The organism is Variovorax sp. OK605 (assembly GCF_900115445.1).
In the GTDB taxonomy this organism is placed as follows: Bacteria; Pseudomonadota; Gammaproteobacteria; order Burkholderiales; family Burkholderiaceae_C; genus Variovorax.
This window is the reverse complement of sequence record NZ_FOWL01000008.1, coordinates 317,904-333,374: the sequence shown is the minus strand read 5'-3', so window position 1 is coordinate 333,374 and position 15,471 is coordinate 317,904. Positions and strand designations below refer to the sequence as shown.

The following is a 15,471-nucleotide window of genomic DNA, read 5'->3' as shown; positions in this document are numbered from 1 at the left end:
CACCGTCGACGCTTCGGCCGCGCGCTGATGGGTTCGGTCGCCACCCAGGTGATCGCGGAGACCAACACCACGGTGCTGCTGGTCCGGTAAAAAGACCGGTCGTTACTGCACGCGCTGCTGCCGCCACTCGCGCGGCGAGCAGCCGAAGCGCTCGCGGAACGCGCGGCTGAAATGCGCCGCGTCGTTGAAGCCCCGGCCGTACGCAATTTCCGCCACCGGGCGCCCCGCCAGCCGCGGCTCCAGCAGGTCGCGGCTGCATGCCTCGAGCCGGCGCTCCCAGATGTACTGCGCGGGCGTCAGCGGCTCGCTCTTGAACACGCGGTGGATGTGGCTCACCGACACGCCCAGCCCGGTTGCCAGCGTGCCCACCGACAGCAAAGGATCGGCCAGCTGCTCGTCGATGCGCCGCTTCACGCGCGCCAGGTGGTACGCCGTGAGGTTGCTCAGCGCCGGCGCGCGTGCCGCGGGCAGCGTCTGCAGGCCCGCCACCAGGATGTTCTGCACGCCGTTGGCCACCGCCAATGCCGAGGCGGGCTGCAGCGTGTCGATGTCCTCGCGCAGCGTGCGGATCATGCCCAGCAGCAGGTGCCCCGCGCCTTCGCGCCCTGACACCGTGGTGGCCGTCAGCGCCTCGGTGTCGCGCAACTCGCTGCGCAGGCGCTCGCCGGGCAGCTTGAGCACGATCTGCTCGAAGGCCTCCTCGAACAGCAGTTCGTAGGGCCGCGTGCTGTCGTACAGCGCGAAGTCGCCGGCCGCCAGCACGGCGTCGCGCCCGTCCTGGCGCACCACGCCCTGGCCGCGCGCCTGGATGCTCACCAGAAAGTAATCGTCGCTCGACTTCGCGATGTGGCCCGGCGTGCGCATCACCTTCTGCGGCCCCGAGGTGACCACCGACATGTCGAGGCTGGGCAGCGTGTGCTGGCGGATGCTGCCCGCGAAATCGCCGTTGCCGTCCTCGTGCACCGCATCGCACTCGAGCTGCACGTAGACGTTGCAGATCATGTCGGTCCAGTAGGCGAGCCGCTGGTCGCGGGAGACGGCATCGGTGCTGAGCAGTTGGGTCATCGTGGTTCCTCGGAAAGCCCTGAAAGCAACTGGAAGCACTGGGAGCACTGGAAGCGCTTCAAGGGCCGTGAAACGCCTCGGCAAGGCGGCATGCAACGCTGGAACAAGAACGCCGCCAATCCGGGTCAAGCCATTCCGGCGGCGCGAATCTACGCTTCAAGCAACCCGCATGCCACAGCGCAAACCCGGTGCGCCAGCCACGCGGACCCTTACGTTCCTTGCTTTTTCATTGCACTTTCATTCGCACCAGGAGAACCGACATGCCCACCACCGTCCACCCCAAGCTGCGCGTTGCCGCCGTGCAGGCCGCCCCCGTGTTCCTCGACCTCGACGGCACCATCGACAAGACCATCGACCTGATGGCGCAGGCCGCGAAGCAAGGCGTGCAGCTCATCGCGTTCCCTGAGACGTGGATCCCGGGCTACCCCTGGTGGATCTGGCTCGACTCGCCGGCCTGGGGCATGCAGTTCGTGCAGCGCTACCACGACAACTCGCTGGTCATAGGCTCGGCCGAGTTCGACCGGCTGAAGGCGGCGGCGCGCAAGCACAAGATCTGGCTGTCGTTCGGCTTCAGCGAAAAGGCCGCGGGCAGCCTCTACATTGCGCAGGCGCTCATCGACGACCAGGGCCACACGGTGCAGACGCGCCGCAAGCTCAAGCCCACGCACGTGGAGCGCACCGTGTTCGGCGAGGGCGACGGCTCCGACCTGCACGTGGTGGAAACGCCCATCGGCAACATCGGCTCGCTGTGCTGCTGGGAGCACCTGCAGCCGCTCAGCAAGTACGCCATGTACTCTCAGAACGAGCAGATCCACTGCGGCGCGTGGCCGAGCTTCTCGCTCTACCGCGGCGCGGCCTATGCGCTGGGCCACGAGGTCAACAACGCCGCGAGCCAGGTGTACGCGGTCGAGGGCGGCTGCTTCGTCATCGCGCCCTGCGCCACGGTGTCGAAGGCCATGAGCGAGCTGATGTGCACCGACGCCGGCAAGCAGCAGATGCTGGGCACCGGCGGCGGCCATGCGCGCATCTACGCGCCCGACGGTTCGCCGCTGGGCACGCCGCTTGCGCAAGACGAGGAAGGCCTGCTCATCGCCGACATCGACCTCGGCATGATCTCGCTCGCCAAGGCGGCGGCCGACCCGAGCGGCCACTACTCGCGCCCCGACGTCACGCAGCTGCTGCTGAACAAGACGCGCCGCGAGCCGGTGGTGGTGCAGCTCACGCCGGAGCCCGAGGGCAGCGCGGCCGAGCCGGTCGTGGCCTGAGCCCCGGGCACATGAAAGGAGCTTCGCCATGGAATCCGCCATTGCCGACCACCTGAAGTGCCCGCGCACGCGCCACCGCCGCGTGGAAGACGACTACACGCCGCCCTACCCCGTGTGGTCGGCCCGCGCGCCCGCCGAACTGAAGCAGGTGGTGATGGGCTACTTCGGCGTGCAGTCGCGCGGCGCGTCCATGCAGGGCCGCGCCTGCGCCGCGCTGATGAAGATCGCCCGCGACTTCGCCCTGCCCGACGGTCCCGGCCACCACGACCTGACGCACCACGTCGATGCCGACGGCTTCGACAACATGATCGCCATCGCGTACTGGCGCGACGCCGCGGCCTACGTACGCTGGTGCGCCACGCCGGCCATCGATGCCTGGTGGCGCTCCGGCGAGCGGCTCTCTGAAGGCTTGGGCTACTTCCGCGAAGTGGCGTCGCCGCGCGTCGAACACTTCGAGACCATGTTCAACACGCCCGACCGCTTCGAAGGCGTGGGCGTGGTGATGGGCGAGGTCAGCGGCGAGCTGCAGGAGCACGGCTACTGGGGATCGATGCGCGACCGCATCCCGCTCTCGCAGACCGATGCGATGGCGCCTTCGGGCACGCGCGCGGTGATCGCGGGCGCGCCGGCTCCGGGCCAGCGCGTGCGCGTGGCGGGCCACGAGAACATCGCAATGATCCGCTCGGGCCAGGAGTGGACCGACACCACCGGCCAGGAACGCACGCTCTACCTCGACGACATGGAACCCGTGCTGCGCGAAGGCATGGACTTCCTGCGCGACCAGGGCCTGGGCATCGGCTGTTACAGCAACCGCTACATGCACCACCTCGACGCGCAGGGCGCACCGCTGCAGAAATCCTTCGGCCTGAGCTACTGGCGCTCGCTGGCCGACATGGAGCGCTGGGCCGAGTCGCACCCCACGCACGTGGCCATCTTCGGCAGCTTCATGCGCTACGTGCAGGCGCTGAACTTCCAGCTGCAGCTGCGCGTGTACCACGAGGTGTCGGTGCTGAAGGCCGACGAGCAGAGCTACGAGTACATCAACTGCCACGCGCGCAGCGGGCTGATGAACGGCATGGCCTGAACGCCTCGCGTGCGGCGGGGATGGCTTAGCATCTCGAGCCCTACCCGAACGGCAAGGACCCGACATGTGGAGCGATCTCGAGAGGCTGGTCGAAGCCTCGATGCAGGAGTGGAAGATTCCCGGCCTGGCGCTGGCGGTGATTCGCGACGGCGAGGTGGTGCTGCAGCAGGGCTACGGCGTGCGCGACATGAGCGGCATGAGTGGCATGGAGCCGGTGACGCCCGACACGCAGTTCCTGCTGTGCTCCATCACCAAGTCTTTCACCGCGGCCGGCCTGGGCCTGCTGGTCGACGAAGGCAAGCTCGAGTGGAACCGCCCGGTGCGCGAGGTGATTCCCGAGTTCCGCCTGCACGATGCGCTGGCCACCGAGCGCCTCACCGTGCGCGACCTGCTGTGCCACCGCAGCGGCCTGCCGCGCCACGACTGGCTGCACATGCCCGGCGACCTTGGCGGCGCGCAGATGATGCCGCTGCTGCGCCACCTCGCGCCGAGCCGCGAGTTGCGCGACACCTTCCAGTATTCGAACCTCGGCTACATGGTGGCGGGCATGGTCACGGAGCGCATCAGCGGCCGAAGCTGGGAAGACTTCACCACCGAGCGCCTGCTCGCGCCGCTGGGCTTCAATGACTTCGGCTTCACCATCGAGGCGCTGGCCGCCGCCGGCAATGCGGCCCGCCCGCATGTGATCGTCAGCGACGAATGCACGCCCTCCCCGCTGTGGCCGATACGCACCACGGCCGGCGGCGGCATGAACGTGTCGGTGGCCGACATCGCGAAATGGGCGCGCTTCCTGCTGGACGACGGCAAGGTGAACGGACGGCAGTTGCTGTCCGCCAAGTCGCTGCGCGAGATGTGCACGCCGCACGTGCACATGGGCCGCTCCGAGCACGCGGAGATCGGCGACTCGCACTACGGCTTCGGCCTGTTCTGCGAGAACTACCGCGGCGACCGCACCTTCTCGCATTCGGGCTCATGGCTGGGCTGGGGCACGCTCATGACGGTGATGCCCGAGCGCCACACCGGCGTGGTGGTGCTGACCAACCGCGCGCCCAGCGTCGTCACGTCGATGCTGACCTATGCGGTGTTCGACCAGGTCAGCGGGCGCGAGCCTGTCGACTGGTTCGCCCGCCTGATGCCGAAGCGCCGCGAATTCATCGGGCAGCAGAAGAAGGAACGCGCCGCCCGCGAAGACAAGCGCCGCAGCGGCACGCAGCCCAGCCATGCACTCGACGAATACGCGGGCGTGTACGCGCATCCGGCCTACGGCCCCATCGAGATCACGCGCGAAGCCGAGGGCCTCGCCTGGCGCTGGCGCACCTTCTCGGGCCCGCTCGCGCACTGGCACTACGACGTGTTCACCACGCCGTATCGCCCGGTGGAGTTCCACCCCGACGAACTGGCGCTGAGCTTTCTTTACGACCGCGAAGGCCGCATCGACCGCATCGCGGCGCCGTTCGAGCCCGCGGTGGCGGACATCGTGTTCCAGCGCGTCGAGGGCACGCCGGGAGCAAGAACCTAGGCCTCGCTAGGCGGCAAAGAGCCCCTTGTGCTCGGCGCGCAGCAGCGCCTTCTGCACCTTGCCCATGGTGTTGCGCGGCAGCTCCGGCACCACGAAGCAGCGCTTGGGAATCTTGAAGTTCGCGAGCCTCGACTTCAGGTCGGCCACGATGGCCTCCGCATCGAGCGAAGCGCCCGACTTGGCGATGACGATGGCCACGCCCACCTCGCCGAAGTCGGGGTGCGGCACGCCGACCACGGCGCTTTCGGCCACACCGGTCATCTCGTTGATGTAGCCCTCGATCTCGGCCGGGTACACGTTGTAGCCGCCGCTGATGATCAGGTCCTTGCTGCGCCCGACGATGGTGATGTAGCCCATGCCGTCGATCTTGCCCACGTCGCCGGTCTTGAAGAAGCCGTCGGCGGTGAACTCTTCCCTGGTCTTCTCTGGCATGCGCCAGTACCCGGCGAACACGTTGGGCCCGCTGACCTCGATGTTGCCGATCTCGTCGGTGGTGCAGTCGCGCCCGCTGTCGTCGCGCACGCGCAGCTGCACGCCCGGCAGCGCAAAGCCGACGGTGCCGCCGCGGCGCTCGCCCTGCTCGGGCCTGTAGGGGTTGGACGTGAGCATGGCCGTCTCGCTCATGCCGTAGCGCTCCAGGATGGTGTGGCCGGTGCGCTCGCGCCATTCGTCGAAGGTCTCGATGAGCAGCGGCGCCGAGCCCGCGACGAACAGGCGCATGTTGCGCACCGCCTTGCGCGTGAGGCCGGCCTCGGCCAGCAGGCGCACGTAGAGCGTGGGCACGCCCATGAACACCGTGGCCTCGGGCAGCTTCTGCACGATGCGCTTGGGGTCGAACTTCGAGAACCACAGCATCTTGCTGCCGTTGAGCAGCGCGCCGTGCAGCGCCACGAACAGGCCGTGCACGTGGAAGATGGGCAGCGCGTGGATCAGCACGTCGCCTTCGGTCCAGCCCCAGTAGTCCTTCAGCACCTCGGCGTTCGACAGCAGGTTGCCGTGCGAGAGCATCGCGCCCTTGCTGCGGCCGGTGGTGCCGCTGGTGTAGAGGATGGCGGCCATGTCGCCCGCCTTGCGCTGCGCCACCTTGTGCTGGTCGCTGCACAGCGCGGCCACTTCGAGCAGCGTGCCGGTGCGGTCGTCGTCCAGCGTGAAGACGTGCTTGGTGCCGGCCGCCGTGGCAATCGGTGCGACCCACGACGCATTGCGGCTGGTGCACACCACCACGGCCGGCTCGGCGTTGCCGATGAAGTATTCGATCTCGGCGCTCTGGTAGGCCGTGTTCAGCGGCAGGAACACATAGCCCGCGCGCAGCGTGGCAAGGTACAGCAGCATGGCCTCGACCGACTTCTCGACCTGCACCGCGATGCGCGCGCCCTTCTCCAGCTTCAGGGCGTCGAGCAGGTTGGCGATCATGGCGCTGGCGCGTTCGATGTCGCGCCACGAATAGAACAGGCCGTTGTCGGTCTCGACGGCAATGCTGTCGAGGTCGGCGGGGAAAGCCGCGCGCAGGGCGGCGAACAGGTTGGAGTTGGCGGTCTTCGTCATTGCTTGTGTTCGGACGGGTTCTTCTTCGTTCAGAAATTCGGGGTGCGCTTGGCCAGGAAGGCGTGGATGCCCTCGCGGTGTTCGTCGGAGTCGGCGTAGTCGTAGGCCGTGGGCAGCAGGCCGTGGGCCGAGGGCGCGCCGGCGCGCAGTGCCGCAAAGGTCTGCTTGTGCAGCCGCGCGGCCTGCGGCGATAGTGCCGAGATGCGCGTGGCATGCGCCTGCGCGGCAGGCGCCACTTCGTCGTCGGGCAGCACCGTGAGCAGGAAGCCCGCGTCGTACAGGCGCTGCGCGCCGTGCACGCCGGCGGCCAGCAGCATGTCGCGCGCGAGCACGTCGCCGATGGCGCCATGCACCAGCGCGGCTTCGCGCGGCGCCATCGGAAAGCCCAGCTTGGCAATGGGCGCGCCGAACTTGGCGGAGGCACCGGCCAGGCGGATGTCGCAGCAGCTCGCAATCTCGATGCCCGCGCCCATGCACGCGCCCTCGATCTGCGCGACCAGCGGCAGCGGGCAGTCGAGCATCGCCTGCAGCGCGGCCCACACTTCGTTCTCGTGGAACTCGCGCAGGCTGGGCTCTTCGAAGCGGAACGACGGGTACTCGGAGATGTCGCCGCCCGCGCAGAAGGCACCGCCCTCCCCGCGCACGACCACGCAGCGCGGGCCGTCGGCCGCGCTGGCGTTGCGCAGCCCGTCGAACACGGCGCGCAGCTCGCGCCACATGGCGCGCGTCATGGCGTTGAGACGGCCCGCGTTCGACAGCGTGACGAAAGCGACGGCGGCGCGGCCCTCGCCCTTGCAGCGCAGCGAAACCTGGCTTGCGCTCATTCGATCTTCGCGCCCGAGGCCTTCACCACCGTGGCCCAGCGCTTGATCTCCGCGCTCACGAAGCTGCCGTAGGCGGCGCCCGTGAGGGTCGGGATTTCGGAGCCGTTCTGGGCCCAGATGTTCTTGATGTCGTCGGCCGCCAGCACCTTCTTCATCTCGTCGATGATGTGCGGCTGCACGTCGGCCGGCGTGCGCCGCGGCGCCCACAGGCCGTACCAGGTGGTCACGGTGTACTCGGGCAGGCCCACCTCGGCGGCGCACGGCACGTCGGGGAACGCGGGGTTGCGCTTGCTGCCGGCCACCATCAGCGCCTTGATGCGGCCGCTCTTGATGTACTGGGCCGAGGAGCCGAGGCCGTCGAACATCAGGTCGACGTTGCCGGCGATCAGGTCGGCCAGCGCCGGGCCCGCGCCGCGGTACGGAATGTGGGTGATGAAGGTGCCGGTCTGCAGCTTGAACAGCTCGCCCGCCAGGTGGTGCGAGGTGCCCGCGCCGGCCGAGCCGTAGTTGAGCTGCCCCGGGCTGCGCTTGGCCAGCGCGATGAGTTCCTTGATGCTGGTGGCCTGCACGCGCTTCGGGTTGACCACCACCACCTGCGGCACGTTGGCCAGCAGCATGAGGGGAGCGAAGTCTTTCTCGATGTCGTAGTCGAGCTTGGGGTAGACCGACGGCGCGATGGCGTGGTGCACCGCGCCCATGAACAGCGAGTAGCCGTCGGCCGAGGCCTTGGAGGCCACGCTGGCGCCCAGCGTGCCGCCGGCGCCGCCGCGGTTGTCGATGATGAGCGACTGGTTCGTCAGCCGCGAGAACTGCCCCGACAGCGGTCGTGCGAAGGCGTCGGTGCCGCCGCCCGCCGGGAACGGCACGATCATGGTCACGGGCTTGGCGGGCCAGCCCTGCTGGGCTTGCGCGCCGCCGCACAGAACGGCCGCGCCGGCGGCGGCCGCGCGCAGGACGTCACGGCGTTGAAAACCTGGGTTCATCTGTCTCATCTCCTGTCGTTGTGGATTTTGCCGCCCGATGCGGCCGCCGGCATGCGCTCGCGCTGCTGCCGGCCTGCGAACGCCCCTCAGCCTTTTTTGAAGTACAGGCTTTCGATGTCTCCCGATACAGCCACCTTGCCGTCGGCCAGCCAGGTGCGGTGTTTGTCCAGTCGCTTGAGGTCGTAGAGGTAGTTGACCATCAGCCCGTAAGACTGCTTGTGCCCCTTGGGCGACGGATCGCCCGCCCAGTTCAGGCGCTCCACGCGGGCGCCGTTGCCCAGGTGGAAGCGCGCGACCGGGTCGGCCGGCGTGCCGTCGACCAGCGCGCGGCCGAGGTACTCGGCGGCGGCCTGCATGAGCCATTGCCGCAGCGGCGACCTGGCGTCGAAGACGGTGGCCGCATCGAGCGCCGCGAGCAGGCGCTCGGCGGTGGGCGGCAGCGAGCCGACGAGCCGGCCGAGTTCGGCCTCGCGCTTCTCGTCCAGGCGCGGCAGCAGGTCGGCCGCGTTCTTGGCGAGCCAGGTGCGAAAGCCCGGAATCGGCGACAGCGTGGCGAAGGTCTTCAGGCGCGGCAGTTCGTCCTGCAGCGTCTCGACCACGCGCTTGATGAGCGAGTCGCCGAAGCTCACGCCGCGCAGGCCGTTCTGCGTGTTGCTGATCGAATAGAAGATGGCGGTGGTGGCCTTGGCGGGCAGCACGGGCACGGCGGCCTCGTCGAGCAGCGGCGTGATGCCGTCGCTGATGCGGTCGACCAGCGCCACCTCGACGAAGATGAGCGGCTCGTTGGGCAGCCGCGGATGGAAGAAGCCGTAGCAGCGGCGGTCGCTGTCGTCGAGACGGTTCTTCACGTCGGACCAGCTCTTGATGTCGTGCACCGCCTCGTAGCGGATGAGCTTCTCGATCAGCGAGGCCGGCGAATCCCAGTCGATGCGGCGCAGCTCGAGGAAGGCCACGTCGAACCAGGTGGAGAACAGGTGCTCGAGCTCGGCGTCGAGCGCGAGCAGGCGCTTGTCGGCCTTCAGGTTGGGCAGCAGGTCGGCGCGCAGGTCGACCAGGAAGCGCATGCCTTCGGGCTCCACCGCGAAGCGTTGCAGCAGCCGCATGCGCGGCGACACCAGCGCGCGGCGCAGGCGCGACTCGGCCTGCCCTTCGTCGGGCGTGCCGACGGCGCTCTGGTGCTGGTCGCGGGCCGCCTTGAGCTTTTGCCCGTCGGCCGCGAAATGCTCGCTCATGAGCGCCCAGTAGTCGCGGCGCTCCTCGGCCGGCGCGGCGCGGTAGGCATCGGCGATGGCGTGCGCGCGGCGCCCGCCCTCGACCTCGCTCACGCGCGGATCGATCACGGCCTGAAGGTCGGCCAGCACGCGGCGCAGCGCGCGCGGCGACAGCGCCTCGTCGGCCTTGCGCAGCGTGACCTGCAGGCGCTCGGCGGTCGTGCGCACGCTGGGCTTGGGCGCGTTCTTCGGCACGCCCTTGGCGGCCGCTTCGGGCGCCACCGGCACCTTGGACTTTTCGCCAGAACGCAGCCGCGCCTGGAACCATTCGGTCGCACTCATCGGGACACTCCAATGCTGGGGAGAACGGGCATGGCGCGGCGCACGGTCGTCACGACATCACCCTGGATTTCTGCTGGCGCATGACTTCGCGCAGCGCCTCGCGCTGGCGCGTCATGTGCGTGCGCATGGCGGCGTCGGCGCCTTCGCTGTCGCGGGCCTTGAGCGCCGCGAACACGGCCAGGTGCTCCGACAGGCTCTGCTCGAGCCGCCCCGGCGCATGCAGCTGCTGCAGCCGCGCGAGCTTCAGTATCTTGCGCAGGTCGCCGATCACTTGGGCCAGCCACCTGTTGTCGGCGAGCTGGATGATCGCCTCGTGAATGATGTGGTTGGTGGCGTAGTAGTCGTTGATGCGCCGCGCCTTGGCATGGCGCACCAGCCGCTCGTGCAGCGCGTCGAGCTCGTGCAGTTCGGCGTCGCTCGCGTTGCGCGCGGCCTCGTAGGCGCAGCGGCCTTCGAGCAAGGCGATGACGGGAAAGATCTCGTCGAGGTCGCGCTCGGTGACCTCGTTGACGAAGCAGCCGCGGCGCGGCTCGTGCCGCAGCAGGCCTTCGGCGGTGAGCACCTTGAGCGCTTCGCGCAGCGGCGTGCGGGAGATGGAGAGACGCTCGCACAGCGCGGCCTCGTCCACGAAGCTGCCGGGCGCCAGGGTGCCGTCGAAGATCTGCTCGCGCAGGGTGGCGGCGACTTCGTCGTGCAGGGAGTTGGGGACCAGGCGCATGGGGATCGTCAGAGCGAGAACCGCGTAATTTCCTGTAATTACGCGTAATTCTGAGCCTGCCCGCGATGCGGCGCAAAGGGCCGCGCACCCCGTGCGCGGCTGGGACTTACCCTGCGAACTAAGGAATCAAGCGCGTGCGGTGGTCGTCTTGGTGCCGTTGCGGCCGAACCAGAACCACAGCGCGATGCCGGCGATGACCATCGGCACGCTGAGCCACTGGCCCTGGCTCAGGCTGAGCGCGCGCAGGCCGAGGAAATCGTCGGGCTCGCGGAAGTACTCGGCCACGAAGCGCAGCACACCGTAGCCGATCAGGAACACCGAGGCCACCTGCCCCTGCTCGCGCTCCTTGCGCGCGTAGAGCCACATCACCGCGAACAGCAGCAGGCCTTCGAGCAGGAACTGGTAGACCTGCGAGGGGTGGCGCGGCAGCATCGAGCCGCTCTGCGGAAACACCATGCCCCAAGGCAGGTCGGGGCTGCTGAAGCGGCCCCAGAGTTCGCCGTTGATGAAGTTGCCCACGCGGCCGGCGGCCAGGCCGGTCGGCACGCAGGGCGAGACGAAGTCCATCACCTGCCAGAACGGGCGTGCGCGCGAATGCGAGAACCACACCATCGCGCCGATCACCCCGAGCAGCCCGCCATGGAAGCTCATGCCGCCCTGCCACACATAGAGGATTTCGAGCGGATGCGTCAGGTAGAACTCGGGCTTGTAGAACAGGCAGTAGCCGAGCCGCCCGCCGACGATGACGCCCATCACGCCGAGGAAAAGAATGTCCTCGATGTCCTTGCGCTGCCAGGCGCCCGCGCCTACCAGCGAGCGGTACGGCTCGTGCCGCAGGCGCCGCGTGCCGAGGAAATAGAACAGCGCAAACGCGGCCAGGTAGGTCAGGCCGTACCAGTGAATGGCCACCGGCCCGAGCTGCAGGGCGATGGGATTGATCTGCGGATACATGAGCATGGCGCAGATTGTGCCCGCCCCGGATGTCGAGGCAGGGTCGGGGATATTCAGCCGAAAGCTAGCGTCCCCACTTCCACCACAGCAGCCTGGCCACCACCGCGGGCACCGCGAAGATCAGCAGGAAGATCGGCAACTCGTCGGCCACCGAATACCCGGCCGTGAGCACGCCCACCGCCATGTTGATGGCCGCGCCGATGAACCACGCCGGAATGAACCACTTGGCGGCCGAAGCCAGCGTGAGCGCCGAGCCGTCGCCCCTGAGGCGCGCGGCCAGAAGGAACACCGCCAGCAGCACGAAGCCGCCGCCCATCACCATGATCGTGTGCATACGCGCTTTCCTCCAGGGGAAGCATCTTGCCGGATCAATGCGCGGGCGTCTTGCCTTCGCTGACGTCCCCACGTCCGCGCCCCTGTCCGCCCTCCTGTCCGCGCTCGCGCACGAAGGCCACGAAGCGCGCCAGCGCCGGGTTGGCCGCCTCCTCGGGCCACACCAGGCTGGTCTCGCAGGACGGCAGCACCGGCGCACTGCGGCGCCGCGCGGCCGGCGCGAACTCCGCGGCGCGGCGGTACACCACGCCTGCGCGCCGGAACTGCGTGACGCTCTCTGGCACCCAGGCCACGCCGATGCCGCCCGAGACGAGGTTGACGATGGTCTGCATCTGGATCGCCTCCTGCCCGAGCTGCGGCGCGCGCCCGGCCGCGTGGTACAGGTCGAAGATGGCGTCGTGCAGCGACGGCACGATGCGGCGCGGAAAGATCACCAGCGGCTCGGCCAGCACGTCGGCCAGCAGCAGCGCGGGTGCACGGGCCAGCGCATGCTGCGCCGGCAGCGCGAGCACCAGCGGCTCTTGCGAGACCGCGAGCCGCGCGAGCCCCGGCGGCGCGGCGCCGGGCGAATGCAGCATCAGGCCGGCGTCGATCTCGCCGCGCGCGAAGGCTTCGAGCTGCACGTCGCCCGTGGCCTCGACCAGTTCGAGCGCCACCTCGGGGCACAGCACGCGAAATTCGCGCACCCAGGCCGGCAACTGCTCGAAGCCGACGGTCGACACGAAGCCGATGCGCACGCGCCCCACCTGCCCCGCCGCCGCCGCGCGCGCCCTGGCCGGCAGCGCCTGCGCGCGGGCCAGCAGTTCGCGCACGTCGGGCAGCAAGGCCTCGCCGGCCGGCGTGAGCGCCACGCGCCGCCGCGTGCGGTCGAACAGCACCACGCCCAGCGTCTTCTCCAGTTGCGCAATGGCCTGCGTGACGGGCGGCTGCGTCATGTGCAGGCGCAGCGCGGCGCGGCCGAAGTGCAGTTCCTCGGCCACGGCCACGAACTGGCGCCAGGCCCGCAGGTCGATCAGGCTTTCTTTCATATGCCGAGCATATCAATGCGTATCGAAAATCGGATTGGAACCAATCAATCAGAAGTCCGATACTTGACCTCCGTCGCGTTCGCCCACGTTCGCCCGCGATCTCCCGCGATTCCCCACACCCCACGACAGAAGAAGCACCATGGACACCAAACCGATCCAGATCAATCGCCGCAGCGCCAACATCGTCGAAGGCAAGAGCCGCGCGCCCAACCGCTCCATGTTCTACGCCATGGGCTACGAGGAAAGCGACTTCAAGAAGCCGATGGTCGGCGTCGCCAACGGCCACAGCACCATCACGCCCTGCAACTCGGGCCTGCAGAAGCTGGCCGACGCGGCCATCGCGGGCATCGAGGAAGCCGGCGGCAACGCGCAGGTGTTCGGCACCCCCACCATCTCCGATGGCATGGCCATGGGCACCGAAGGCATGAAGTACTCGCTGGTGAGCCGCGAGGTGATCTCCGACTGCATCGAGACCTGCGTGGGCGGCCAGTGGATGGACGGCGTGCTGGTGGTCGGCGGCTGCGACAAGAACATGCCCGGCGGCCTGATGGGCATGCTGCGCGCCAACGTGCCGGCCATCTACGTGTACGGCGGCACCATCCTGCCGGGCCGCTACAAGGGCCAGGACCTGAACATCGTGAGCGTGTTCGAGGCCGTGGGCCAGAACGCCGCCGGCAACATGAGCGACGAGGACCTGCACGAGATCGAGAAGCGCGCCATTCCCGGCACCGGCTCGTGCGGCGGCATGTACACGGCCAACACCATGTCCAGCGCGTTCGAGGCGCTGGGCATCTCGCTGCCCTACTCCTCGACCATGGCCAACCCGCACGACGAGAAGGCCAACTCGGCCAAGGAATCGGCCAAGGTGCTGATCGAGGCCATCAAGAAGGACCTGAAGCCGCGCGACATCGTGACCAAGAAGGCCATCGAGAACGCCGTGGCCGTGATCATGGCCACGGGCGGCTCGACCAACGCGGTGCTGCACTTCCTGGCCATTGCCCATGCGGCCGAGGTCGAGTGGACCATCGACGACTTCGAGCGCATGCGCAAGAAGGTGCCGGTGCTGTGCGACCTGAAGCCCTCGGGCAAGTACCTCGCGGTCGACCTGCACCAGGCCGGCGGCATTCCGCAAGTGATGAAGGTGCTGCTGAAGGCCGGCCTGCTGCACGGCGACTGCATCACCATCAGCGGCCAGACCATCGCGGAAGTGCTGGCCGACGTGCCGGACGTGCCGCGTGCCGACCAGGACGTGATCCGCCCGATCGACAAGCCCATGTACGCCGAAGGCCACCTGGCCATCCTGAAGGGCAACCTGTCGCCCGAAGGCGCCGTGGCCAAGATCACCGGCCTGAAGAACCCGGTCATCACCGGCCCGGCGCGCGTGTTCGACGACGAACAGTCGGCGCTGGCCGCCATCCTGGCCGGCAAGATCGTGGCCGGCGACGTGATGGTGCTGCGCTACCTGGGCCCCAAGGGCGGCCCGGGCATGCCGGAAATGCTGGCGCCCACGGGCGCGCTGATCGGCGCGGGCCTGGGCGAGAGCGTGGGCCTGATCACCGACGGCCGCTTCTCGGGCGGCACCTGGGGCATGGTGGTGGGCCACGTGGCACCTGAAGCTGCGGCCGGCGGCACCATCGCCTTCGTGAACGAAGGCGACTCGATCACCATCGACGCGCACGACCTGAAGCTGGAGCTGAACGTGCCCGAGGCCGAGATCGCCAAGCGCCGCGAAGGCTGGAAGGCACCGGCACCGCGCTACACGCGCGGCGTGCAGGCCAAGTTCGCGTTCAACGCATCGAGCGCCAGCTCGGGCGCCGTGCTCGACAAGTTCTGATCGGCGGAGGCATCAGGCCAGGCGCCCGGGACCTTGCGGAACCGGCGCGCCATGCGGGTGAAGAACAGGCGGTTCAGCGGCGCGGGCGCTGGCCGTTGCTGGTCTTCATGCCCATGTTGGTCTTCTGGCGGTCGATGCGGTCCTGCTTGCGCCGCTCTTCCCGCTCCATGACCCGGCGCTTGGTGTAGCCCGACGAGTCGGCCCAGGCCCACCAAGCCACGGCCATGGCGAACGGGGTCAGCACGATCCACCAGCTCCAGCCGGCGACCATGCCTATTTCGAAATACTTGAGGCCCAGTCCAAGCAGGCCCAACGCCAGAAACCACATTGCGAATCCCTTCGGGTTGTAAAGGCACGCATGCGTACGCCGTGCACGGCGCTACCTACAATCGCGTTGAGTCGAATGTAACTCAGCCCTTACGAAATACATCCCCATGAAAAGAGTCCTGTTGACGGCAGCCCTGGGCCTCGGCCTTGCGGCACTCGCCGCGCCCGCCTTCGCCGACCTGGCGCTGGCGACGTCGAAGAACTGCATGAGCTGTCACGCGGTCGAGCGCAAGGTGCTCGGGCCGTCGTTCAAGGACGTGGCCGCGAAGTACAAGGACGACAAGGGCGCGGCCGACAAGCTCGCCAGCAAGATCATGAAGGGCGGCTCCGGTGTGTGGGGACCGGTGCCGATGCCGGCGAACAACCAGGTCAGCGAAGCCGACGCGAAGAAGCTGGCGGCCTGGGTGCTGTCGACGAAGTAACCAACCCAGGCGCCGCGCGC

The 15,471-nt window shown here is 68.6% G+C and carries 15 protein-coding genes; 5 read left to right on the top strand and 10 right to left on the bottom strand.

The features are described from left to right. Positions 1-102: 102 nt before the first annotated feature. Positions 103-1,065: an AraC-like ligand-binding domain-containing protein gene (locus tag BM013_RS22370; protein WP_093129836.1), complete on the bottom strand. Its 963-nt coding sequence runs from the start codon at positions 1,063-1,065 to the stop codon at positions 103-105. A gap of 260 nt (positions 1,066-1,325) precedes the next feature. Here BM013_RS22370 and BM013_RS22365 point away from each other — a divergent pair, with 260 nt between their 5' ends. From BM013_RS22365 to BM013_RS22355, 3 genes are all read left to right on the top strand, one after another. Continuing rightward, the gene (locus BM013_RS22365; RefSeq protein ID WP_093129835.1) at positions 1,326-2,330 is read left to right on the top strand and encodes a carbon-nitrogen hydrolase family protein; all 1,005 of its coding nucleotides are present in this window, start codon (positions 1,326-1,328) and stop codon (positions 2,328-2,330) included. A 28-nt stretch (positions 2,331-2,358) separates the two neighbouring features. Continuing rightward, positions 2,359-3,414 (top strand): phenylacetaldoxime dehydratase family protein, encoded by a 1,056-nt coding sequence (locus tag BM013_RS22360; RefSeq protein WP_093129834.1) that lies wholly within the window; start codon positions 2,359-2,361, stop codon positions 3,412-3,414. Between the two features lie 64 nt (positions 3,415-3,478). Continuing rightward, on the top strand, positions 3,479-4,933 hold the full coding sequence (locus BM013_RS22355) for a serine hydrolase (protein ID WP_093129833.1): 1,455 nt from the start codon (positions 3,479-3,481) through the stop codon (positions 4,931-4,933). A gap of 6 nt (positions 4,934-4,939) precedes the next feature. Here the strand turns inward: BM013_RS22355 and BM013_RS22350 are convergent, their stop codons facing one another. The 8 genes from BM013_RS22350 to BM013_RS22315 all read right to left on the bottom strand — a co-directional run bounded on the left by BM013_RS22350 (position 4,940) and on the right by BM013_RS22315 (position 12,868). Beyond that, positions 4,940-6,478: a malonate--CoA ligase gene (locus BM013_RS22350; RefSeq protein WP_093129832.1), complete on the bottom strand. Its 1,539-nt coding sequence runs from the start codon at positions 6,476-6,478 to the stop codon at positions 4,940-4,942. A gap of 29 nt (positions 6,479-6,507) precedes the next feature. Further along, positions 6,508-7,302, bottom strand: a complete 795-nt coding sequence (locus BM013_RS22345; protein WP_093129831.1) for an enoyl-CoA hydratase/isomerase family protein — start codon at positions 7,300-7,302, stop codon at positions 6,508-6,510. Next, on the bottom strand, positions 7,299-8,285 hold the full coding sequence (locus tag BM013_RS22340; protein WP_093129830.1) for a Bug family tripartite tricarboxylate transporter substrate binding protein: 987 nt from the start codon (positions 8,283-8,285) through the stop codon (positions 7,299-7,301). The genes BM013_RS22345 and BM013_RS22340 overlap by 4 nt, the downstream gene beginning before the upstream one ends. 86 nt (positions 8,286-8,371) lie before the next feature. Beyond that, positions 8,372-9,838 (bottom strand): malonyl-CoA decarboxylase, encoded by a 1,467-nt coding sequence (locus BM013_RS22335; RefSeq protein WP_093129829.1) that lies wholly within the window; start codon positions 9,836-9,838, stop codon positions 8,372-8,374. Positions 9,839-9,887: 49 nt separating this feature from the next. Then, positions 9,888-10,556 carry a GntR family transcriptional regulator gene (locus BM013_RS22330; RefSeq protein WP_093129828.1) on the bottom strand — a complete coding sequence of 223 codons (669 nt, stop codon included), beginning with the start codon at positions 10,554-10,556 and terminating at the stop codon, positions 9,888-9,890. A 126-nt stretch (positions 10,557-10,682) separates the two neighbouring features. Then, entirely contained in the window at positions 10,683-11,513 is an 831-nt protein-coding gene (gene lgt / locus BM013_RS22325; protein ID WP_093129827.1) for a prolipoprotein diacylglyceryl transferase, read from the bottom strand. A 58-nt stretch (positions 11,514-11,571) separates the two neighbouring features. Next, positions 11,572-11,841, bottom strand: coding sequence for a hypothetical protein (locus BM013_RS22320; RefSeq protein WP_093129826.1), 270 nt, complete (start codon positions 11,839-11,841; stop codon positions 11,572-11,574). Positions 11,842-11,875: 34 nt separating this feature from the next. Continuing rightward, complete coding sequence (locus tag BM013_RS22315) at positions 11,876-12,868, bottom strand: LysR family transcriptional regulator (protein ID WP_093129825.1); 993 nt, start codon at positions 12,866-12,868, stop codon at positions 11,876-11,878. Positions 12,869-13,007: 139 nt separating this feature from the next. On the opposite strand from BM013_RS22315, the gene ilvD reads away from it, so the two are divergent. Further along, a complete protein-coding gene (ilvD, locus tag BM013_RS22310; protein WP_093129824.1) occupies positions 13,008-14,702 on the top strand; it encodes a dihydroxy-acid dehydratase in 1,695 nt (564 codons plus the stop codon). Between the two features lie 73 nt (positions 14,703-14,775). Here ilvD and BM013_RS22305 read toward each other — a convergent pair whose 3' ends face one another. Further along, positions 14,776-15,030, bottom strand: a complete 255-nt coding sequence (locus tag BM013_RS22305) for a TIGR04438 family Trp-rich protein (RefSeq protein WP_093129823.1) — start codon at positions 15,028-15,030, stop codon at positions 14,776-14,778. Between the two features lie 106 nt (positions 15,031-15,136). Here BM013_RS22305 and BM013_RS22300 point away from each other — a divergent pair, with 106 nt between their 5' ends. Continuing rightward, complete coding sequence (locus BM013_RS22300; protein ID WP_093129822.1) at positions 15,137-15,451, top strand: c-type cytochrome; 315 nt, start codon at positions 15,137-15,139, stop codon at positions 15,449-15,451. Positions 15,452-15,471 lie beyond the last annotated feature (20 nt).

Coding starts and splice junctions, on each gene's coding strand:
- BM013_RS22340 (WP_093129830.1), bottom strand. CDS start 8,285: ATGAACCCAGGTTTTCAACGCCGTGACGTCCTGCGCGCGGCCGCCGCC.
- BM013_RS22365 (WP_093129835.1), top strand. CDS start 1,326: ATGCCCACCACCGTCCACCCCAAGCTGCGCGTTGCCGCCGTGCAGGCC.
- BM013_RS22300 (WP_093129822.1), top strand. CDS start 15,137: ATGAAAAGAGTCCTGTTGACGGCAGCCCTGGGCCTCGGCCTTGCGGCA.
- BM013_RS22350 (WP_093129832.1), bottom strand. CDS start 6,478: ATGACGAAGACCGCCAACTCCAACCTGTTCGCCGCCCTGCGCGCGGCT.
- BM013_RS22305 (WP_093129823.1), bottom strand. CDS start 15,030: ATGTGGTTTCTGGCGTTGGGCCTGCTTGGACTGGGCCTCAAGTATTTC.
- ilvD (WP_093129824.1), top strand. CDS start 13,008: ATGGACACCAAACCGATCCAGATCAATCGCCGCAGCGCCAACATCGTC.
- BM013_RS22320 (WP_093129826.1), bottom strand. CDS start 11,841: ATGCACACGATCATGGTGATGGGCGGCGGCTTCGTGCTGCTGGCGGTG.
- BM013_RS22370 (WP_093129836.1), bottom strand. CDS start 1,065: ATGACCCAACTGCTCAGCACCGATGCCGTCTCCCGCGACCAGCGGCTC.
- BM013_RS22360 (WP_093129834.1), top strand. CDS start 2,359: ATGGAATCCGCCATTGCCGACCACCTGAAGTGCCCGCGCACGCGCCAC.
- BM013_RS22315 (WP_093129825.1), bottom strand. CDS start 12,868: ATGAAAGAAAGCCTGATCGACCTGCGGGCCTGGCGCCAGTTCGTGGCC.
- BM013_RS22355 (WP_093129833.1), top strand. CDS start 3,479: ATGTGGAGCGATCTCGAGAGGCTGGTCGAAGCCTCGATGCAGGAGTGG.
- BM013_RS22330 (WP_093129828.1), bottom strand. CDS start 10,556: ATGCGCCTGGTCCCCAACTCCCTGCACGACGAAGTCGCCGCCACCCTG.
- BM013_RS22345 (WP_093129831.1), bottom strand. CDS start 7,302: ATGAGCGCAAGCCAGGTTTCGCTGCGCTGCAAGGGCGAGGGCCGCGCC.
- lgt (WP_093129827.1), bottom strand. CDS start 11,513: ATGCTCATGTATCCGCAGATCAATCCCATCGCCCTGCAGCTCGGGCCG.
- BM013_RS22335 (WP_093129829.1), bottom strand. CDS start 9,838: ATGAGTGCGACCGAATGGTTCCAGGCGCGGCTGCGTTCTGGCGAAAAG.